General features: G+C 62.4%; 18 protein-coding genes. 9 read left to right on the top strand and 9 right to left on the bottom strand.

Annotated features, from left to right (window positions below; genetic code table 11):
- Nucleotides 1-66: 66 nt before the first annotated feature.
- The 5 genes from rng to mreB form a co-directional block, all read right to left on the bottom strand.
- Entirely contained in the window at nucleotides 67-1,524 is a 1,458-nt protein-coding gene (rng, locus tag HU737_RS01440; RefSeq protein WP_186554035.1) for a ribonuclease G, read from the bottom strand.
- Between the two features lie 66 nt (nucleotides 1,525-1,590).
- Nucleotides 1,591-2,190: a Maf family protein gene (locus tag HU737_RS01435; protein WP_186554036.1), complete on the bottom strand. Its 600-nt coding sequence runs from the start codon at nucleotides 2,188-2,190 to the stop codon at nucleotides 1,591-1,593.
- Between the two features lie 33 nt (nucleotides 2,191-2,223).
- Nucleotides 2,224-2,712, bottom strand: coding sequence for a rod shape-determining protein MreD (gene mreD / locus HU737_RS01430; protein WP_186554037.1), 489 nt, complete (start codon nucleotides 2,710-2,712; stop codon nucleotides 2,224-2,226).
- On the bottom strand, nucleotides 2,712-3,764 hold the full coding sequence (mreC, locus tag HU737_RS01425) for a rod shape-determining protein MreC (protein ID WP_186554294.1): 1,053 nt from the start codon (nucleotides 3,762-3,764) through the stop codon (nucleotides 2,712-2,714). The genes mreD and mreC overlap by 1 nt, the downstream gene beginning before the upstream one ends.
- A 177-nt stretch (nucleotides 3,765-3,941) precedes the next feature.
- Entirely contained in the window at nucleotides 3,942-4,979 is a 1,038-nt protein-coding gene (mreB, locus tag HU737_RS01420; protein ID WP_003255163.1) for a rod shape-determining protein MreB, read from the bottom strand.
- Nucleotides 4,980-5,180: 201 nt separating this feature from the next.
- Here mreB and gatC point away from each other — a divergent pair, with 201 nt between their 5' ends.
- The 6 genes from gatC (at nucleotide 5,181) to HU737_RS01390 (ending at nucleotide 10,349) form a co-directional block, all read left to right on the top strand.
- Complete coding sequence (gatC, locus tag HU737_RS01415; RefSeq protein WP_186554038.1) at nucleotides 5,181-5,468, top strand: Asp-tRNA(Asn)/Glu-tRNA(Gln) amidotransferase subunit GatC; 288 nt, start codon at nucleotides 5,181-5,183, stop codon at nucleotides 5,466-5,468.
- Between the two features lie 15 nt (nucleotides 5,469-5,483).
- Nucleotides 5,484-6,935 (top strand): Asp-tRNA(Asn)/Glu-tRNA(Gln) amidotransferase subunit GatA, encoded by a 1,452-nt coding sequence (gatA, locus tag HU737_RS01410; RefSeq protein ID WP_186554039.1) that lies wholly within the window; start codon nucleotides 5,484-5,486, stop codon nucleotides 6,933-6,935.
- Between the two features lie 11 nt (nucleotides 6,936-6,946).
- Nucleotides 6,947-8,392: an Asp-tRNA(Asn)/Glu-tRNA(Gln) amidotransferase subunit GatB gene (gene gatB, locus HU737_RS01405; protein ID WP_186554040.1), complete on the top strand. Its 1,446-nt coding sequence runs from the start codon at nucleotides 6,947-6,949 to the stop codon at nucleotides 8,390-8,392.
- A gap of 95 nt (nucleotides 8,393-8,487) precedes the next feature.
- Nucleotides 8,488-8,859, top strand: coding sequence for a septal ring lytic transglycosylase RlpA family protein (locus tag HU737_RS01400; RefSeq protein WP_186554041.1), 372 nt, complete (start codon nucleotides 8,488-8,490; stop codon nucleotides 8,857-8,859).
- A gap of 61 nt (nucleotides 8,860-8,920) precedes the next feature.
- Nucleotides 8,921-9,964 (top strand): calcium/sodium antiporter, encoded by a 1,044-nt coding sequence (locus HU737_RS01395; RefSeq protein ID WP_186554295.1) that lies wholly within the window; start codon nucleotides 8,921-8,923, stop codon nucleotides 9,962-9,964.
- Nucleotides 9,965-9,974: 10 nt separating this feature from the next.
- Nucleotides 9,975-10,349, top strand: coding sequence for a carboxymuconolactone decarboxylase family protein (locus HU737_RS01390; protein ID WP_186554042.1), 375 nt, complete (start codon nucleotides 9,975-9,977; stop codon nucleotides 10,347-10,349).
- Nucleotides 10,350-10,459: 110 nt separating this feature from the next.
- Here the strand turns inward: HU737_RS01390 and HU737_RS01385 are convergent, their stop codons facing one another.
- The 4 genes from HU737_RS01385 to HU737_RS01370 form a co-directional block, all read right to left on the bottom strand.
- Entirely contained in the window at nucleotides 10,460-11,824 is a 1,365-nt protein-coding gene (locus tag HU737_RS01385) for an amino acid permease (protein ID WP_186554043.1), read from the bottom strand.
- Nucleotides 11,825-11,877: 53 nt separating this feature from the next.
- Nucleotides 11,878-12,819 (bottom strand): AEC family transporter, encoded by a 942-nt coding sequence (locus tag HU737_RS01380; RefSeq protein ID WP_186554044.1) that lies wholly within the window; start codon nucleotides 12,817-12,819, stop codon nucleotides 11,878-11,880.
- A 175-nt stretch (nucleotides 12,820-12,994) separates the two neighbouring features.
- Nucleotides 12,995-13,555 (bottom strand): response regulator transcription factor, encoded by a 561-nt coding sequence (locus HU737_RS01375; protein WP_186554045.1) that lies wholly within the window; start codon nucleotides 13,553-13,555, stop codon nucleotides 12,995-12,997.
- Nucleotides 13,552-14,811, bottom strand: coding sequence for an ATP-binding protein (locus HU737_RS01370; protein ID WP_186554046.1), 1,260 nt, complete (start codon nucleotides 14,809-14,811; stop codon nucleotides 13,552-13,554). Before HU737_RS01370 ends, HU737_RS01375 begins: the two co-directional genes overlap by 4 nt.
- A 203-nt stretch (nucleotides 14,812-15,014) precedes the next feature.
- On the opposite strand from HU737_RS01370, the gene HU737_RS01365 reads away from it, so the two are divergent.
- The 3 genes from HU737_RS01365 (at nucleotide 15,015) to HU737_RS01355 (ending at nucleotide 19,594) form a co-directional block, all read left to right on the top strand.
- Complete coding sequence (locus HU737_RS01365; RefSeq protein WP_186554047.1) at nucleotides 15,015-15,731, top strand: SIMPL domain-containing protein; 717 nt, start codon at nucleotides 15,015-15,017, stop codon at nucleotides 15,729-15,731.
- Between the two features lie 431 nt (nucleotides 15,732-16,162).
- Nucleotides 16,163-17,788: an ABC transporter substrate-binding protein gene (locus tag HU737_RS01360; protein ID WP_186554048.1), complete on the top strand. Its 1,626-nt coding sequence runs from the start codon at nucleotides 16,163-16,165 to the stop codon at nucleotides 17,786-17,788.
- Nucleotides 17,789-18,001: 213 nt separating this feature from the next.
- Entirely contained in the window at nucleotides 18,002-19,594 is a 1,593-nt protein-coding gene (locus HU737_RS01355; RefSeq protein WP_186554049.1) for an ABC transporter substrate-binding protein, read from the top strand.
- Nucleotides 19,595-19,755: the final 161 nt, after the last annotated feature.

The following is a 19,755-nucleotide window of genomic DNA, read 5'->3' as shown; positions in this document are numbered from 1 at the left end:
CAAGTCGTGCCTTAACTATGGCCCCAAGCCTGGTTTTCGCCAGCTGGCGAAGGGTTTCAGAACGCGTCAGAGGAGCACCACATCGTATTGTTCCTGGGAGTACATGGACTCGACCTGGAAGCGAATGGTTCGACCGATGAAGGCTTCAAGCTCGGCGACATTGCCCGATTCTTCATCGAGCAGGCGGTCGACCACCTTCTGATTGGCCAGCACTCGATAGCCCTCGGCCTGGTAGGCGCGCGCCTCCCGGAGGATCTCGCGGAAGATCTCGTAGCAGATGGTTTCAGGGGTTTTCAGCTTGCCGCGCCCCTGGCAGCCGGCGCATGGCTCGCACAGGACCTGCTCAAGGCTTTCACGGGTGCGCTTGCGGGTCATCTGCACCAGGCCCAACTCGGTGATGCCGATGATGTTGGTCTTGGCGTGATCACGTTCAAGCTGCTTTTCCAGGGTGCGCAGGACCTGGCGCTGATGCTCTTCGTCTTCCATGTCGATGAAGTCGATGATGATGATCCCGCCGATATTGCGCAGGCGCAGTTGCCGGGCAATGGCGGTGGCCGCCTCCAGGTTGGTCTTGAAGATGGTTTCCTCAAGGTTGCGATGACCGACGAAGGCGCCGGTATTGACGTCGATGGTAGTCATCGCCTCGGCCGGATCGACCACCAGGTAGCCACCGGATTTGAGCGGTACCTTGCGCTCCAGGGCACGCTGGATCTCGTCCTCGACGCCGTACAGGTCGAAGATCGGTCGCTCGCCAGGATAATGCTCCAGACGATCTGCGATCTCAGGCATCAGCTCGCCGACGAACTGGGTAGTCTTCTGGAAGGTTTCCCGCGAGTCGATGCGGATTTTCTCGATCTTGTGGTTGACCAGGTCGCGCAGGGTCCGCAGGGCCAGGCCGAGATCTTCGTAGATGACAGTCGGCGCGCCGCAGGTCTGGATCTGGCTGCCGATCTGCTCCCACAGGCGGCGCAGGTAGCGGATGTCCTGGAGGATGTCTTCCTGGCGCGCGCCTTCGGCGGCGGTGCGCAGGATGAAGCCACCGGCGTCCTTGATGTTCTCCTGCTCGACGCAGTTGCTGACCACCTGCTTGAGCCGCTCGCGCTCGGCTTCGTCTTCGATCTTCAGGGATATCCCGACATGGCTGCTACGCGGCATGTACACCAGGTAGCGCGAGGGGATCGACAGCTGGGTGGTCAGGCGAGCGCCCTTGGTGCCGATGGGGTCCTTGGTCACCTGCACCACCAAGGCTTGGCCCTCATGCACCAGCGCCGTGATGGTTTCCACCGCCGAGCCTTCGCGCTGGGAGATCTCCGAGGCATGGATGAACGCCGCGCGCTCCAGGCCAATGTCGACGAAGGCCGCCTGCATGCCCGGCAACACCCGCACCACCTTGCCCTTGTAGATGTTGCCGACAATGCCGCGGCGCTGGGTGCGCTCGACATGCACCTCTTGCAGGACACCGTTTTCCACCACTGCCACGCGCGATTCCATCGGGGTGATGTTGATCAGGATCTCTTCACTCATGGCAGGCTCTCGTCAAAGGTCTTGGATAATGATGGATCGCTGACCGATCCCTGGCTAGCGAAGCGTTCAATCCTCTGGCTGAGCCGCCGGCAGTTGCCAGCAGGCAATGGCGAATTGACCGAGCAGATCGGCGGTTTCGCTCAGGGGCAAGCCAACCACTGCCGAGTAGCTACCGACCAGGCCGGTGACGAACACCGCGCCCAGCCCCTGGATGGCGTAGCCACCGGCTTTGTCCAGCGGTTCGCCGCTGGCCCAGTAGCGGGCCGCTTCGTCGCTACTGATCGGGCGAAAGCGCACAGTGCTGCTGACACACACGCTCAAGCAACGCTGGCCATCGTTCAGCGCTAGCGCAGTGAGCACTTGATGCTCACGGCCTGCAAGGTCGGCGAGCATGGCCATGGCGTGTTCACGGCTCTCAGGCTTGCCCAGGATGCGCCCATCGAGCACCACTGCTGTATCTGCACCGAGCACTACCGCCGGGCCTGACACCTGGCCAAGACCTGCGGCGGCCTTGGCTTGCGCCAAGCGCTCGACATAGGCCGGAGCAGTTTCATCAGGCAACGGGGTTTCATCGATGGGGGCACTGATCGTGGTGAACGGCACGCCGATCTGGGTCAGCAGTTCACGACGGCGCGGCGAGCCGGAGGCTAGGTACAGCGGGGTCATGGGACAGCTCCCTGTCAGTCGCGGCGTTGCCGGTCAGTGGATGTGCAAGCGGCGGCGAATATCGCGCAAGGCAAAGCTGATCCACGGCCAGAGCAAGGCACTGATCACCGCTGACCAGACCAGCGCCAGGGTCGGCAGGCGATTGCCGGTGAGCGCGCTCAACCACAGCTGGATCAGCTGGGCGATGCCGAAGATCACCAGGATCACCAGGCTTTGTTGCCACATGGGGAACATACGCAGGCGCTGTTGCAGCGACAGCACCAGGAAGGTGATCAGGGTCAGGATCAATGCGTTCTGCCCCAACAGCGTGCCATACAGCACGTCCTCGGCCAGGCCGAGGATGAACGCGGTGGTCATGCCGACCTTGTTCGGCACTGCCAGCGCCCAGAACGACACCAGCATGGCCAGCCACATCGGGCGGAAGACTTCCATGAACTGCGGCATCGGCGAAACGCTGAGCAGCAAGCCAATGACGAAGGTCAGCCAGATGAACCAACCGTTCTTACTGCGCGAACTGGCCATCAATGCCTCCCAGGTTGGCTCGGCGCCACAGGCGCCGCTGCCGGATTGACGGGGGCTGCGCCCTGGGTAGCAGGTGCGGCCGGGGTGGCCGGCGCGGCACCTGTCGGCGCAGCGGGGGCCGGGGCGGCGGGCGCCGTGGACGGGCTACCGCTCAGCGGAGCCGGTGCCACACCTTTACGGTCGGCTTCCTCCTGGGCAATCGCCGCCTCGGTGGCACGCTCTTCCGGTGTGCGCCGGTCACTGAACACCAGCAGCATGTAGCGGCTGCGGTTCAGCGCGGCGGTAGGGATGGCGCGGACAATGGCAAACGGCTGGCCGGAGTCGTGGATCACTTCGTTGACCGTGGCCACCGGGTAGCCTGCCGGGAAGCGCTGGCCCATGCCCGAGCTCACCAGCAGGTCGCCTTCCTTGATGTCGGCGGTATCGGCGACATGCCGCAGTTCCAGGCGCTCCGGGTTGCCGGTGCCACTGGCGATGGCGCGCAGACCGTTGCGGTTGACCTGCACCGGAATGCTATGGGTGGTGTCGGTCAGCAGCAGGACCCGCGAGGTGTACGGCATCAACTCGACCACCTGGCCCATCAGGCCACGGGCATCGAGCACCGGCTGGCCGAGGAACACGCCGTCGCGCTCGCCCTTGTTGATCAGGATGCGGTGGGTGAAGGGGTTGGGGTCGACACCGATCAGCTCGGCGACCTCGACCTTCTCGTTGACCAGTGCCGAGGAATTGAGCAGTTCACGCAAGCGCACGTTCTGCTCGGTCAGCGCGGCCAGCTTCTGCAGCCGCCCTTGCAGCAGCAGGGCCTCGGTCTTGAGCTTCTCGTTCTCGGCGGCCAGCTCGGTGCGGCTGCCAAACTGGCTGGCCACACCTTGCCACACGCGCTGCGGCAGGTCGGTCAGCCAATAGGATTCCATCAGCACCAGCCCCATCTGGCTGCGTACCGGTTTGAGCAAGGCAAAGCGCGAGTCGACCACCATCAGCGCGACCGACAGGACCACCAGCACCAGCAGGCGAACGCCCAGCGAAGGGCCCTTGGAGAAAAGCGGTTTAATGGGCCGTTCCTCGTGGACGACGATTCAGGAGGTCATTGGACATGGAGCAATGCACCGGCCTGCTGCGGGTTGACGGAAACAGCGCCCAACGGACGCCAGCCCAGCGCATACAGGTAGCACTGCACGTGCCACCTGTAAACCGGGCGATCATTACCGAACGTTGGACTACGCCGTGGATCACTCGCTCGAGAGCAGGTCCATGGCGTGTTTGTCCATCATTTCCAACGCACGACCGCCGCCACGGGCGACGCAGGTCAGTGGGTCTTCGGCGACGATCACCGGCAGGCCGGTTTCCTGGGCCAGCAGCTTGTCCAGGTCGCGCAGCAGGGCGCCACCACCGGTCAACACCAGGCCGCGCTCGGCGATGTCCGAGGCCAGCTCAGGCGGCGACTGCTCAAGGGCGCTCTTGACCGCCTGAACGATGGTCGCCAGCGACTCTTGCAGGGCTTCGAGCACTTCGTTGGAGTTGAGGGTGAAGGCACGTGGCACGCCCTCGGCCAGGTTGCGACCGCGTACGTCGACTTCACGCACTTCGCCACCTGGGTAGGCGGTGCCGATTTCCTGCTTGATGCGCTCGGCGGTGGATTCGCCGATCAGGCTGCCGTAGTTACGACGCACGTAGGTCACGATCGCTTCGTCGAAGCGGTCGCCGCCAACGCGAACGGACTCGGCATAGACCACGCCATTGAGCGAGATCAGGGCGATTTCAGTGGTACCACCACCGATATCGACGACCATCGAACCACGCGCCTCTTCGACCGGCAGGCCGGCACCGATAGCGGCAGCCATTGGCTCTTCGATCAGGAACACTTCACGTGCACCGGCGCCAAGGGCCGACTCACGGATGGCACGGCGCTCGACCTGGGTCGATTTGCACGGCACGCAGATCAGCACACGCGGGCTGGGCTGCAGGAAGCTGTTTTCGTGGACCTTGTTGATGAAGTACTGCAACATTTTTTCACAAACGCTGAAGTCGGCGATCACGCCGTCCTTCATCGGACGAATGGCAGCAATGTTGCCAGGCGTACGGCCCAGCATGCGTTTGGCTTCGGTACCGACGGCGACGACGCTTTTCTGGTTGCCGTGGGTACGGATGGCAACAACCGAGGGCTCATTCAGGACGATACCGCGCTCACGCACGTAAATAAGGGTGTTGGCAGTACCCAGGTCGATGGAAAGATCGCTGGAAAACATGCCACGCAGTTTCTTGAACATGGGAAAGTGACCCTGGGGAAAGCGTGGGTAAAAAAGTGCGGCAAACTCTAACAATGGCAGGGATTTTGGGCAAGGAGCCAATATGTTAAATTGGCAGTTTTTCCGAGCAAGCCTGCAGATGATCGCGGCCCTTTGACCGCCAAAATGCTGGCATGTTCCTCATCGCGGACCTAATCCGTTTTGTTTCCCTGGAGATCCCCAATGGCGCTTCAACGCTCCGACGTGGAAAAGATCGCCCATCTGGCCCGACTGGGCCTGAATGAAGGCGAACTGCCACGCATCACCGATGCCTTGAACAGTATTCTCGGGCTGGTCGACCAGATGCAAGCCGTCGACACCAGCGGTATCGAGCCTCTGGCCCACCCCCTGGAGGCCAGCCAACGCCTGCGCCCCGACCAGGTCACTGAAAGCAATCAGCGCGATAGCTATCAGGCCATCGCCCCGTCGACCGAAAACGGTCTGTACCTGGTTCCGAAAGTCATCGAGTAAGGGATAGCACCTGCCATGCATCAATTGACCCTGGCCGAGATCGCCCGCGGACTCGCCGACAAGTCGTTTTCCTCCGAAGAGCTGACCGGCGCCCTGCTGGCGCGGATCAAGCAACTCGACCCACAACTGAACAGCTTCATCAGCGTCACCCAAGACCTGGCCCTGGGCCAGGCGCGTGCCGCCGACGCCCGCCGCGCCGCGGGTGAAGCCGGTGCGCTGCTGGGCGCGCCAATCGCCCACAAGGACCTGTTCTGCACCAACGCCGTACGCACCAGCTGCGGCTCGAAGATGCTCGACAACTTCAAGGCGCCGTATGACGCCACCGTGGTCGCCAAGCTGGCCGAAGCCGGCATGGTCACCCTGGGCAAGACCAACATGGACGAGTTCGCCATGGGTTCGGCCAACGAATCCAGCCACTATGGCCCAGTGAAAAACCCGTGGAACCTCGAGCACGTGCCTGGCGGCTCGTCGGGTGGCTCCGCCGCTGCCGTGGCCGCACGCCTGCTGCCGGTAACCACCGGCACCGACACCGGCGGCTCGATCCGCCAGCCGGCGGCGCTGACCAACCTCACCGGCCTCAAGCCGACCTACGGCCGCGTCTCGCGCTGGGGCATGATCGCCTACGCCTCGAGCCTCGACCAGGGTGGCCCACTGGCGCGCACCGCCGAAGACTGCGCACTGCTGCTGCAAGGCATGGCCGGCTTCGACGCCAAGGACTCGACCAGCATCGATGAGCCGGTGCCGGACTACAGCGCCAACCTCAATGCGCCGCTCGAAGGCCTGCGCATCGGCCTGCCGAAAGAATATTTCGGTGCCGGCCTCGACCCACGCATCGCCGACCTGGTCCTGGCCAGCGTCAAGGAGCTGGAAAAGCTCGGCGCAGTGGTCAAGGAAATCAGCCTGCCGAACATGCAGCACGCAATCCCCGCGTACTACGTGATCGCCCCGGCGGAAGCCTCCTCCAACCTGTCACGCTTCGACGGCGTACGCTTCGGCTACCGTTGTGAAGACCCGAAGGACCTCACCGACCTGTACAAGCGCTCGCGTGGCGAAGGCTTCGGCACCGAGGTGCAACGGCGGATCATGGTCGGCACCTACGCGCTGTCGGCCGGTTACTATGATGCCTACTACTTGAAGGCGCAGAAGATCCGCCGCCTGATCAAGAACGACTTCATGACGGCTTTCGAGCAGGTCGACCTGATCCTTGGTCCAACCACGCCGAACCCGGCCTGGAAGCTTGGCGCCAAGAGCAGCGACCCGGTCGCCGCCTACCTGGAAGACGTCTACACCATCACCGCCAACCTGGCGGGCCTGCCGGGCCTGTCGATGCCAGCGGGCTTCGTCGAAGGCCTGCCAGTGGGCGTGCAGCTGCTGGCGCCGTATTTCCAGGAAGGCCGCCTGCTCAACGTCGCGCACCGCTACCAGCAAGTCACCGACTGGCACACCCGCGCCCCCAACGGCTTCTGAGGAATTCACACATGCAATGGGAAGTTGTGATCGGGCTGGAGATTCATACCCAGCTCGCCACCCAGTCGAAGATTTTCTCCGGCAGCGCCACCACCTTCGGTTCCGAGCCGAACACCCAGGCCAGCCTGGTCGACCTGGGCATGCCTGGCGTACTGCCGGTGCTCAACCAGGAAGCCGTGCGCATGGCCTGCATGTTCGGCCTGGCCATCGATGCCGAAATCGGCCAGCGCAACGTCTTCGCGCGCAAGAACTACTTCTACCCTGACCTGCCCAAGGGCTATCAGATCAGCCAGATGGAGCTGCCGATCGTCGGCAAGGGCCACCTGGACATCGCCCTGGAAGACGGCACCATCAAGCGCGTCGGCATCACCCGTGCGCACCTTGAAGAAGACGCTGGCAAGAGCCTGCACGAAGACTTCAACGGCGCCACCGGGATCGACCTGAACCGCGCCGGCACGCCGCTGCTGGAGATCGTCTCCGAGCCGGACATGCGCAGCGCCAAGGAAGCCGTGGCCTACGTCAAGGCGATCCACGCGCTGGTGCGTTACCTGGGCATCTGCGACGGCAACATGGCCGAAGGCTCGCTGCGTTGCGACTGCAACGTCTCGATCCGACCCAAAGGCCAGGCCGAGTTCGGCACCCGCTGCGAGATCAAGAACGTCAACTCGTTCCGCTTCATCGAGCGCGCGATCAACAGCGAGATCCAGCGACAGATCGACCTGATCGAAGACGGTGGCAAGGTTGTCCAGGAAACCCGCCTGTACGACCCGAACAAAGACGAAACCCGCTCCATGCGCAGCAAGGAAGAAGCTAACGACTACCGTTACTTCCCCGATCCTGACCTGCTGCCGGTGGTCATCGAGAACAGCTTCCTCGAAACCGTCCGCGCCGGCCTGCCGGAGCTGCCGCCACAAAAGGTCGAGCGCTTCCAGAGCCAGTACGGCCTGTCGGCCTACGACGCCAACGTGCTGGCCTCCAGCCGTGAACAAGCGGACTACTTCGAGCAAGTGGTGAAGATTGGTGGCGACGCCAAGCTTGCCGCCAACTGGGTCATGGTCGAGCTGGGCAGCCTGCTGAACAAGCTGGGCGTGGAGATCGACCAGGCGCCGGTCAGCGCCGAACAGCTCGGTGGCATGTTGCTGCGCATTCGCGACAACACCATCAGCGGCAAGATCGCCAAGACCGTGTTCGAGGCCATGGCGGCCGGTGAAGGCGATGCTGACAGCATCATCGAGAGCAAAGGCCTCAAGCAGGTCACCGACACCGGCGCGATCGACAAGATGCTCGACGAAGTGCTGGCGGCCAACGCCGAGCAGGTCGAACAGTACCGCGCGGCCGACGAGGCCAAGCGCGGCAAGATGTTCGGCTTCTTTGTCGGCCAGGCGATGAAAGCCTCCAAAGGCAAGGCCAACCCGGGGCAAGTGAACCAATTGCTCAAGGCCAAGCTCGAAGGGTAAGCCCAATCACGGGGCAAGCCGGCTCCCACGTGAGCTCTACGCTCATGCGGGAGCGGGCTTGCCCCGCGATGACTCACTCAGGAGCACCACCCAGAATGCGGCGTAGCCTCAGCGCCCTGGCGCTTTTCTCCCTGCTGGCCGGCTGTGCCAGCCACGATATCGACCCTCGCGGATACGACACCAGCGGCACCGCCTCCTATTACGGCTCACGCCACCACGGCAAACGCACCGCCAGCGGCGAACCGTTCAACCAACATGGCCTGACCGCCGCCCACCGCAGCCTGCCCTTCGGTAGCCGGGTACTGGTGACCAACCTGGCCAACCAGCGCAGCGTCGTGGTACGCATCAACGACCGCGGCCCGCACACCCGCGGCCGACTGATCGACCTCTCCCGCGCCGCCGCAGAAAAAATCGGCATGATCCGTAGCGGAACCGCGCGAGTCCGGGTACAAGGTCTGAGCGACTGATCCGACTGGAGCCCTGACCATTTTCGACCTGGCCACCCTTCCCACTTTCAGCCTCCTGCAACTGGGCTTCGGCTTGCTATTGCTGGTGCTCGGCGCCGAACTGCTGGTGCGCGCCGCCCTGCGCCTGGCGAGCCGCCTGCACGTGCGACCACTGATCATCGGCCTGAGCCTGGTGGCGTTCGGCAGCACCGCACCGCAACTGACCGTGAGCCTGCAGGCGGCCTACCAGGGCGCGCCGGATGTGGCGGTCGGCAGCGTGATCGGCAGCAACATCTTCAACGTGCTGGTGATCCTTGGCCTCGCCGCGCTGATCATCCCTCTGCGCGTCTCGCGCCAGTTGGTGCGGCTGGATATCCCGCTGATGGTTGCCGCCAGCGCCTTGGTCTACCTCTTGGCAGCCAACGGTCAATTGGGGAGGCTGGAGGGGCTGCTGTTAGTGATTGGCCTGGTCGGCTATCTGGCGATGCTCTGGCATCAGTCCCGCCATTATGCCCGCACCTATCCCGCACCCGGTCCACTGCCAAGCAGTTCTGGGCGCTTCTGGACCGGCGCCGTGCTGCAGATTCTGCTCGGCCTGGGGCTGTTGAGTGTGGCTGGCCACCTGCTGCTGGAGGCTGCCGTCGAAGTCGCGACCGACCTGGGGCTGTCGGAGCGGATCATTGGCCTGACCGTGGTCGCCGTCTGCACCTCACTGCCGGAGCTTGCTGCCGCACTGATCGCCGCCCTGCGCGGCGAGCGCGAGATCGCCGTAGGTACGGTGATCGGCAGCAACCTGTTCAACCTGTTGGCGGTGCTGGGCGTCACTGCCCTGGTCACTCCTGCCCCACTGTCGATATCGCCCAACGCGCTGGACTTCGACTTGCCGGTGATGCTCGGCGTTGCCGCCTTGAGCCTGCCGGTGTTCTATTCAGGCTACCGCGTCACCCGCGCCGAAGGGCTGGTGTTCCTCTGCCTATACCTGGCCTACGGCCTGCATGTGGTGACCTTCACCACCGGCATGCCGCTGGCCGGGCGCCTGGAAAACCTCATGCTGTTCTATGTCCTGCCAGTGCTTGGGGTGATTCTGCTGTACACCACCCTGCGTGCCTGGCGCCGCCAACACTAAGGAAAACAACATGGCCGATGCAGCAAAGACTGGCGAGCAGGTGCGCCGCCAAGTAATGGGCGACGCGTTCGTCGACCGCGCACTGAACAACGCCACCGATTTCACCCAGCCCCTGCAGGATTTCGTCAATGAACATGCCTGGGGCAGTGTCTGGTCGCGTGACGGTTTGCCGCTGAAGACCCGCAGCCTGATCACCCTGGCGGCCCTGACTGCGCTGAAGTGCCCGCAAGAGCTCAAGGGGCATGTGCGCGGGGCGCTGAACAATGGCTGTACGATGGAAGAGATTCGCGAGGCGTTGCTGCATTGCGCCGTGTATGCGGGGGTGCCGGCGGCGATTGATGCCTTCCGCGCTGCGCAGGAAGTGATCGACAGCTACGAAGGTTAAGGTGTCAGGGCCGGCCCTATCGCGGGGCAAGCCCGCTCCCACGCAACTTCTATGGGTTCACACAGATTGCGTGGGAGCGGGCTTGCCCCGCGATAGGGCCGACGCGCTCTTCAGGCCCTGACGGCTTGACGTTTCTTCTTCAGGTGGAACGCCACACCCAGCACCGCAATCCACACTGGAATCAGCATCACCGAGATACGAATCGGCGGGGTCAGGTACATCACCACCAGAATCAACACGATGAACGCCAGGCACAGGTAGTTGGTCACCGGATGCCCCCAGCTACGGTAGAACGGCGTCTCACCCGACTCGATCTTGGCCTTGCGGAACTTCAAGTGGGTAATGCTGATGCTGGCCCAGTTGATCACCAGCGCCGACACCGCCAGCGCCATCAGCAGGCCAAAGGCCTCCCCTGGCATCAGGTAGTTGATCAGCACGCACAAGCCGGTGGCCGCAGCCGACACGCCCAGTGCGGTCAACGGCACACCGCGGCGGCTAACCTTGAGCAGCTGGCGTGGCGCATCGCCCTGGCTGGCCAGGCCAAACAGCATGCGGCTGTTGGCATACACGCAGCTGTTGTACACCGACAGCGCGGCAGTCAGCACCACCACGTTAAGGATCGTCGCCACCAGGTCGCTGTCCAGCTCATGGAAGATCATCACGAACGGGCTGCCGCCCTGCACCACTTTCTGCCAGGGGTACAGCGACAGCAGAATTGCCAGCGCGCCGATGTAGAAAATCAGGATGCGATAGACCACCTGGTTGGTAGCCTTGGGGATGCTCACCCGTGGGTTGTCCGCTTCGGCCGCGGTAATGCCGACCAGCTCCAGGCCGCCGAAGGAGAACATGATCACCGCCAGGGCCATGATCAAACCGGTGACGCCATTGGGGAAGAAGCCACCGTACTGCCACAGGTTGGCCACACTGGCATCCGGGCCGCCATGGCCACTGGTCAGCAGCCAGGCGCCAAAGCCAATCATGCTGACAATGGCAATCACCTTGACCAGCGCGAACCAGAACTCCAGCTCGCCGTAGACCTTCACCTGGGTCAGGTTGATCAGGTTGATTGCGACGAAGAAGATCGCGGCCGTGGCCCAGGTGGGGAAGTCTGGCCACCAATACTGCACATAGATGCCCACGGCAGTCAGCTCGGCCATACCCACCAGCACATACACCACCCAGTAGTTCCAACCAGAGACGAACCCGGCGAACTCACTCCAGTACTTGTGGGCAAAATGGCTGAAGCTGCCGGCGACGGGCTCTTCGACCACCATCTCGCCGAGTTGGCGCATGATGAAGAAGGCCATCAGGCCAGCGATGGCATAGCCCAGCAAAACGGACGGACCGGCCAGCTGGATGGTCTGGGCGATGCCCAGGAACAGCCCGGTACCGATCGCCCCGCCCAGCGCGATCAGCTGGATATGGCGGTTTTTCAGCCCGCGCTGTAACCGCTCAGGCGTGTTCTGGTCTTGCATGAAGTGTCCTTTGGTCAGGAGGCAGTGTTATTGGAGTTGTTTGCAGTCAGGATCTAGATCCATCCGCCCCACTGCAAGATAAAGATGCCGATATTGGTGGTGATCGCCGCCATTAGCGTGGTGATCACGATGATCGACGCCGCCAACTCATGGTTGCCATTGGCTGCGCGCGCCATGACATAACTGGCCGCAGCCGTGGGGCTGCCGATGTACAGGAACAGGATGCCCAGTTCGGCACCGCGGAACCCACACAGCCAGGCGCCCAAGGTGCCCACCAGCGGCAGCCAGACCATCTTCACCAGGCTGGCGTCGATGGCCAGCTTGCCACTGTCGCGCAGCGCCGCCAGCGACAAGGTGCCGCCAATGCAGATCAGCGCCAGCGGCAGGGTCATCTGCGCCAGATAGTCCCCGGAGGTCAGCAGCCAGTTGGGCAGTGGCACCTGGGCGTAGGCCATCGGCGTTGCCAGCAACACGCTGATGATCAGCGGGTTGCTGAAGATGTTCTTGCAGATGCTCCACGGATCGGACTTGAGGTCCGGGCTGTACACCGCCAGCACCACCGCCGACAGCGAGTTGTACATGAGGATCACCAGGCCCGCGAGCACCGCGCCCAGCGAGATGCCGTAGTCGCCGTAGAGGCTGGCGGCCAGGGCCAGCCCGATCACGCCGTTGTTGCCGCGAAATGCGCCTTGGGTATAGATGCCGCGCTCGGCCAGCGGCGCCCGCCAGATAGCCAGGCCCCAAGCCATGGCGAAGCCGACCAGGGTAACGGCGATGAAATAGAGGATGACACCAGGTTTGATCGCTGCTTGCAGGTCGGCGTGGTAAATACCAAGAAACAGCAAGGCAGGCATGCAGACGTTGAACACCAGCGAAGAGGCGACCTTGCTGAAGTTATCGTCGATCAGGCGGATGCGCTTGAGGAATACGCCCATGAACAGCATGGCGAACACCGGTGCGGTGATGTTCAGCGTCTGGATGAGAAGGGCGAGCATTCGCGAGCGGTCCTAGGGGTTGCCGTTAGGGCGCTAATGATACGCGAGCTGCGCAAGGTGCGGGCATTTGCCTGCAATAAAAGGAAATATCCTTCAGATTCGGCTGGTTTTGTGGCACCTGATCGGCTTGCAGGCGGGACAAGGCCCTCTGCAAACCGATCCAAGCTATCCGCACTCAGCGGCGAACCGGGCGCTTTTGCAGCTTGCGCTGCAACGTGCGCCGGTGCATGCCCAGCGCTCGTGCGGTGGCAGAGATATTGCCCTCGTGCTCACCCAGCACGCGCTGGATGTGCTCCCACTGCAGGCGATCCACCGACATCGGGTTCTCCGGCACCAGCGAATCCAGGTCGGCATGCTCAGACAGCAACGCCGCCAGCACATCATCGGCATCGGCCGGCTTGCACAGGTAGTTGCAGGCGCCACGCTTGATCGCCTCGACTGCCGTGGCGATGCTCGAGTAACCGGTGAGGATCACCACGCGCATTTCCGGATCCATCTCCAGCAGCTTGGGCAGCAGCACCAGCCCTGAGTCGCCGTCCATTTTCAGGTCCAGCGCGGCGTAGTCCGGCAGGTCGTTCTGGGCCAGGACCAAGCCCTCCTCAGCGGAGGATGCGGTGCTCACGCGGAACCCGCGGCGGCTCATGGCACGGGACATGACCCGAGTGAAGGTGGCGTCATCGTCTACCAGCAACAAATGCGGCAGCTCTTCGCCTTCAACCTGAATTTCATCGCTCATCGTTCATCTCCTCGCTTGCCATAGGGCAGGCGCAGCTCGGTAAGGGTGCCGCCCTGCTCATGACTATAGAGTTTCACCGAGCCGCCCGCACGGGTCACGCTGGCCTTGCTCAGGAACAGGCCAAGGCCGAAGCCCTTGCCCTTGGTGGTAAAGAAGGGTTTGCCGATTGCCTCGGCAATGGCCGGGGGAATCCCCGGGCCATGGTCGCGGATGCTGATAATGATGTCCTGGTCGTCCCAGTCCAGGCGCACTTCCAAGTCATCCGGGCAGGCATCGGCGGCATTGTTCAACAGGTTCAACAGGGCCTGGGTGAGGTCCGGCGGTGGCGTCAGCTGCGGGACCTGGCCATCTTGCAAGCGCTGGAAGCGGTAGCTGGCTTCCGGGCGCATCAGGTGCCAGCGGTTGAGTGCTTCGTCCAGCCAGGCGGTGACATCTTGCTTGACGATGGCCATGCGCCGATTGGCCTCGGCGGCGCGCACCAGCTGCTGCAGGGTCTGCTTGCACAGTTTGACCTGATCCTGCAGCACGGCGAGGTCTTCCTGCAACTGGGCGTCGTGGTGATCCTGGCGCATCTCGTTGAGCAGCACGCTCATGGTCGACAGCGGCGTACCCAGCTCGTGGGCAGCGCCGGCCGCCTGGGTGGCGACCGCCAACAGTTGCTCGTCTCGCAGGCTTTCTTCGCGGCGCTCACTGCGCAGTTGCTCCTGGCGGCGCAGCTCTTCGGCCATGCGCGCGGCAAAGAAGGTAATCACCGCTGCGGCCAGGGCGATGCTCAGCCACATGCCATAGACCTGCATCTTGTCGCGCGCCAGCGGCAAGGTTTCCAGCGGGTAGAACTGCACCAGCAACAGGCTGTAGGCCACCAGGGCGAGGCCTGAAAGCACCAGCGAGTAGATCCACGGCAAGGTCACCGCAGCGATCGCCAGCGGCACCAGGTAATAGGACACGAACGGGTTGGTCGAGCCCCCGGAGTAGTACAACAAGACACTGTGGATAAATAAGTCGCAGGCCAGCTGGAAGGCGTATTCAAGCTCGGTGACCGGCAACGACAGGCGCAAGCGCAAGGCGGTGAAGGCACACAGCAGCGAAGACAGGGCGAGCGTTACCACCAGCGACAGCCAGGGCAGCGGTAGCAGTTCGGTCCAGTAGGCAACACCTACCGAGCCTGCTTGAGCGGCCAGGACCAGCACGCGAATGACGGTCAGGCGCCAGAGGTTCTGACGAGTAGCGGACAGCGGTTGTGCGGCAGCGAGCATGAGCTCTCCTGATGAGTGCTCCAGGAAAATCGGCTGGAGTATACCGAAGCCGGGCCCCTCGCTGCAGTGATGCGGCAAAGCGCCACACTTTGTCACAGGTTGATGATGGCATTTGTGAACCCACTACACTGTTGCCGGTCTGATGGGCCATGCGTGGAATGGAACGCCAATCTCCACGCCTTCAATTCGCCAAGGAGTCACTCATGCAAATCCCTCGTCGCGGCACTGCCCTGATCCTGTCCTGCGGCCTGCTGGCCAGCCTGCCTGCATTGGCAGCCGATGAGCCGCGTTACAACCAGGTGTCGCTGCGCGCTGAAGTGAGCAAGGAAGTTGCCCGCGACCTGATGGTCGTGACCCTGTACAGCGAAGCCCAGAACAGCGACCCGGGCAAGCTGGCCAAGGAGATCACCGAGACCATGAACAAGGCCGTGCAACAGGCCCGCCAGGTCAAGGAAGTGAAGATCAGCCAGGGCAGCCGCAACAGCTACCCGGTGTATGACAGCAAAGGCCAGAAGATCACCGGCTGGCGCGAACGCGCCGAGCTGCGCCTGGAAAGCGCCGACTTCCCGGCCCTGTCCAAACTCACCGGCGATTTGCTGCAAGAGCTGAAGATGGGCGGCATGGACTTCTCCATCGCGCCGAACACCCGCAAGACCAGCGAGGACGAGCTGCTCAAGGATGCGGTCAACGCCTTCAAGGCTCGCGCACAACTGGCCACCGAAGCGCTTGGCGGCAAAGGCTATAAAGTGGTCAACCTGAACCTCAATAGCAGTGGCTATCCCCGCCCGTACCTGCGCAGCGCGCCGATGGCGATGAAAGCGATGGGTGCTGACGAGGCGGCGCCGGCACCGGATATCGAAGCGGGGACCAGTGAAGTCAGCATGAACGCCGATGGCTTGATCGAAGTGCAGATGCCTTGATCGGCTGAGTCTTTGGTATTTTTTGGGGCTGCTGTGCAGCCCTTCGCGGGTAAACCCGCTCCCACAGGGTTAGCGCTGTTCTGAAGAGAAGTGCTGAACCCTGGGGGAGGGGCTTGTTAAGGCACCGCCCCTAAAGCAATGGTCGCAAAGGGCCTGCTTACAGAGTTTTAAAGATCCTTCCTACGCACCTTTAGGGTGCATCCCTATTGCATTCTGCCCTCGAAATATTCGGCAAAATGCCAGCATTACCCCCTCGCAAACGATCAACTTCGGCGAAACTTACATCGATGCGACATTGATGTACGCCCGTACCACTTTTTTGACGCCAGCTATCCTTCATGGTGTTGCATTGGAAACACCCCCTGCATTAGTATCCGCAGGTCGGCTCACGAGGCCACCTCAAATCCAAAAATGACAACAATGAGGCCACCATGCTCAAACACGCAGTCATTCCGTTCCTGGTCGGCGCAGGCTTGCTTGCCAGCGCACCGTCTGCCCTCGCTGCAAGTAACCTGGTGTTCTGCTCCGAAGGCAGCCCAGCCGGTTTCGACCCAGGGCAGTACACCACCGGAACCGACTTCGACGCCTCGGCCGAGACCGTGTTCAACCGCCTGACCCAGTTCGAACGCGGCGGCACCGCGGTGATCCCCGGGTTGGCCACCCAGTGGGACGTCTCCGACGACGGCAAGACCTACACCTTCCACCTGCGTGAAGGGGTCAAGTTCCACACTACCGATTACTTCAAGCCCAGCCGCCCATTCAATGCCGACGACGTGCTGTTCACCTTCAACCGCATGCTCGACAAGAACGACCCGTTCCGCAAAGCCTACCCCACCGAATTCCCGTACTTCACCGACATGGGCATGGACAGCAACATCGCCAAGGTCGAGAAAGTCGATGAGCACACCGTGCGCTTCAACCTCAATCAGGTTGACGCAGCGTTCATCCAGAACCTGGCCATGAGCTTTGCCTCGATCCAGTCGGCCGAGTACGCCGCCCAGTTGCTCAAGGACGGCAAGGCCGCCGAGATCAACCAGAAGCCGATCGGCACCGGCCCGTTCGTGTTCAGCAAGTACCAGAAAGACGCGCAGATTCGTTTCAAGGGCAACAAGGACTACTGGAAGCCTGAGGACGTGAAGATCGACAACCTGATCTTCGCCATCACCACCGACGCCTCGGTGCGCATGCAAAAACTCAAGAAGAACGAGTGCCAGGTCACCCTGTTCCCGCGCCCTGCCGATATCGAACCGCTAAAGGCCGACAAAAACCTGCAAATGCCGCAACAGGCCGGCTTTAACCTCGGCTACATCGCCTACAACGTGATGGACCAGATCAAGGGCAGCAACCAGCCCAACCCGATGGCCCAGCTCAAGGTGCGTGAAGCGCTGGACATGGCGGTCAACAAACAGCAGATCATCGATTCGGTGTACCAGGGCGCCGGCCAGTTGGCAGTCAACGCCATGCCGCCGACCCAGTGGTCCTACGACACCAGCATCAAGGACGCCAAGTACGACCCGGAAAAAGCCAAGCAGCTGCTCAAGGAGGCCGGGATCAAGGAAGGCACCGAGATCACCCTGTGGGCCATGCCAGTCCAGCGCCCATACAACCCCAACGCCAAGTTGATGGCCGAGATGCTGCAATCGGACTGGGCCAAGATCGGCATCAAGGCCAAGATCGTCAGCTATGAGTGGGGCGAGTACATCAAGCGCTCCAAGGGCGGCGAGCAAGGCGCCATGTTGATTGGCTGGAGCGGTGACAATGGGGACCCGGACAACTGGCTGGGCACCCTCTACGGTTGCGATGCGATCGACGGCAACAACTTCTCCAAGTGGTGCTACAAACCCTACGACGACCTGATCAAGCAAGCCAAGGCCACCTCCGACCAGGCCAAGCGCACCGAGCTGTACAAGCAAGCGCAGCACATCCTCAAGGAGCAGGTGCCGATCACCCCGATCGCCCACTCCACCGTGTACCAGCCCATGAGCGCCAAGGTTAAGGACTTCAAGATCAGCCCCTTCGCCTTGAACGCCTTCTACGGCGTGAGCGTGGAGAAATAGACCCGCCTGCCCCTCTCGCCTGATCGGCGTGGTGGGCTCGGGCTGTCGATAGTTCATCAGACGCTTCGTCGCGAGCTATCGGAAATTTCCCGCAGCAATAAGCGAATTCGCAACCTGTCATCCCCTTCCTGACGGCCGTACCGTCAGGAACGGGTTTCTGTTGCCGTCATTCATCCCTGCTGCAGCTGACATCGATCAGGAAAAGGACTTGCCATGCGCCAGATTCCGCTGTGTTCCGTTGTGCTTGGCCTGGGCTTACTGACCCAGGCCCCACTCAGCCAGGCCAACAACCTGGTGTTCTGCTCCGAAGGTAGCCCGGCCGGTTTCGACACCGCCCAATACACCAGCGCCACCGACAACGATGCCGCCGAGCCGATCTATAACCGCCTGGTCGAATTCGAGCGCGGCGCCACTGCGGTGCAGCCAGCCCTTGCCGAGAAATGGCAGGTCTCGGCGGACGGCCTGCAATACACCTTCCACCTGCGCCCTGGGGTGAAATTCCACAGCAACCAGACGTTCACGCCGACCCGAGACTTCAATGCCGACGACGTGCTGTTCACCTTCCAGCGCATGCTCGACAAACAGCAACCCTTGCGCAAAGCCTACCCCACCGAGTTCCCGTACTTCGTCAGCATGGGGTTGGACAAGACCATCGCCAAGGTCGAAAAAACCGATCCAATGACCGTGGTATTCACCCTCAACAACGTCGACGCCGCGTTCATCCAGAACCTGGCAATGAGCTTCGCCGCGATTCTCTCCGCCGAGTACGCCGACCATCTGCTGGCGGCGGGCAAACCCAGCGACATCAATCAAAAACCGATTGGCACCGGCCCCTTCGTATTCCAGCGTTACCAGAAGGACTCGCAGATCCGCTACAAGGGCAACCAGGACTACTGGAAGCCCGAGGACGTGAAGATCGACAACCTGATCTTCTCGATCAACATCGACCCGTCGGTGCGCATCCAGAAGCTGCGGCGCAATGAATGCCAGGTGACCCTGCACCCGCGCCCCGCTGATCTGCCCAAGCTCAAGACCGACAAGCAACTGCAGGTGCTGAGCAAGCCAGGCTTCAACCTCGGCTACATCGCCTACAACACCCGCCATGCGCCGTTCGACCAGCTGCAGGTGCGCCAGGCGATGGACATGGCAGTGAACAAGCCGGCGATCATCCAGGCGGTGTACCAGGACGCCGGGCAACTGGCGGTCAATGCCATGCCGCCGACCCAGTGGTCCTATGACGACACCCTCAAGGACCAACCCTACGACCCCGAGAAAGCCAAGGCGCTGCTCAAACAGGCAGGGGTCAAGGAAGGCACCGAGATCACCCTCTGGGCGATGCCGGTACAACGCCCCTACAACCCCAACGCCAAGCTGATGGCCGAGATGCTCCAGGCCGACTGGAGCAAGCTCGGCTTCAAGGTGCGCATCGTCAGCTACGAGTGGGGCGAGTACCTCAAGCGCATGAAAAGTGGCGAGCACGACATCGCCCTGATCGGCTGGACTGGTGACAACGGCGACCCGGACAACTGGCTTGGCACCCTCTATAGCTGTGGCGCGATTGGCAGCAACAACTACTCGCTGTGGTGCGATCAGCAGTATGACCAGTTGGTCCAGCAGGCCAAGCAGGTCACCGATCGCGAACAACGCAGCGCGCTTTACCAGCAGGCCCAGCAGCGGCTCAAGCAACAGGTGCCGATTACACCGGTGGCGCACTCCACGGTCAACCAGCCGATCAGCGCCAGGGTGCACGACTTCAAGGTCAGCCCGTTTGGGCGCAATGCGTTTTCCGGTGTGAGCGTCGACTGATTTAGCCAGTCGGTGCCGGCCTCATCGCGGGGCAAGCCCGCTCCCACGCAGCCGATGCCCACGCGTCTCGCGTACGTGGGAACGGGCTTGCCCCGCGATGAGGCCGGCAGCGAATCCTTGCCCCCCGAACTTGCCCGGTCACCCCGCGGCAACCCCAGCAC

The sequence above is a fragment of the Pseudomonas urmiensis genome, from assembly GCF_014268815.2.
Taxonomy (GTDB): Bacteria; Pseudomonadota; Gammaproteobacteria; order Pseudomonadales; family Pseudomonadaceae; genus Aquipseudomonas; species Aquipseudomonas urmiensis.
Note: the sequence above shows the minus strand (reverse complement) of the source record. Positions and strands in the feature narration are given on the sequence as shown.

Bases quoted from the DNA above. Each gene is read 5' to 3' on its own strand.
- rng (WP_186554035.1), bottom strand. From the start codon at position 1,524: ATGAGTGAAGAGATCCTGATCAACATCACCCCGATGGAATCGCGCGTG.
- HU737_RS01435 (WP_186554036.1), bottom strand. From the start codon at position 2,190: ATGACCCCGCTGTACCTAGCCTCCGGCTCGCCGCGCCGTCGTGAACTG.
- mreD (WP_186554037.1), bottom strand. From the start codon at position 2,712: ATGGCCAGTTCGCGCAGTAAGAACGGTTGGTTCATCTGGCTGACCTTC.
- mreB (WP_003255163.1), bottom strand. From the start codon at position 4,979: ATGTTCAAGAAACTGCGTGGCATGTTTTCCAGCGATCTTTCCATCGAC.
- gatC (WP_186554038.1), top strand. From the start codon at position 5,181: ATGGCGCTTCAACGCTCCGACGTGGAAAAGATCGCCCATCTGGCCCGA.
- gatA (WP_186554039.1), top strand. From the start codon at position 5,484: ATGCATCAATTGACCCTGGCCGAGATCGCCCGCGGACTCGCCGACAAG.
- gatB (WP_186554040.1), top strand. From the start codon at position 6,947: ATGCAATGGGAAGTTGTGATCGGGCTGGAGATTCATACCCAGCTCGCC.
- HU737_RS01400 (WP_186554041.1), top strand. From the start codon at position 8,488: ATGCGGCGTAGCCTCAGCGCCCTGGCGCTTTTCTCCCTGCTGGCCGGC.
- HU737_RS01390 (WP_186554042.1), top strand. From the start codon at position 9,975: ATGGCCGATGCAGCAAAGACTGGCGAGCAGGTGCGCCGCCAAGTAATG.
- HU737_RS01385 (WP_186554043.1), bottom strand. From the start codon at position 11,824: ATGCAAGACCAGAACACGCCTGAGCGGTTACAGCGCGGGCTGAAAAAC.
- HU737_RS01380 (WP_186554044.1), bottom strand. From the start codon at position 12,819: ATGCTCGCCCTTCTCATCCAGACGCTGAACATCACCGCACCGGTGTTC.
- HU737_RS01375 (WP_186554045.1), bottom strand. From the start codon at position 13,555: ATGAGCGATGAAATTCAGGTTGAAGGCGAAGAGCTGCCGCATTTGTTG.
- HU737_RS01370 (WP_186554046.1), bottom strand. From the start codon at position 14,811: ATGCTCGCTGCCGCACAACCGCTGTCCGCTACTCGTCAGAACCTCTGG.
- HU737_RS01365 (WP_186554047.1), top strand. From the start codon at position 15,015: ATGCAAATCCCTCGTCGCGGCACTGCCCTGATCCTGTCCTGCGGCCTG.
- HU737_RS01360 (WP_186554048.1), top strand. From the start codon at position 16,163: ATGCTCAAACACGCAGTCATTCCGTTCCTGGTCGGCGCAGGCTTGCTT.
- HU737_RS01355 (WP_186554049.1), top strand. From the start codon at position 18,002: ATGCGCCAGATTCCGCTGTGTTCCGTTGTGCTTGGCCTGGGCTTACTG.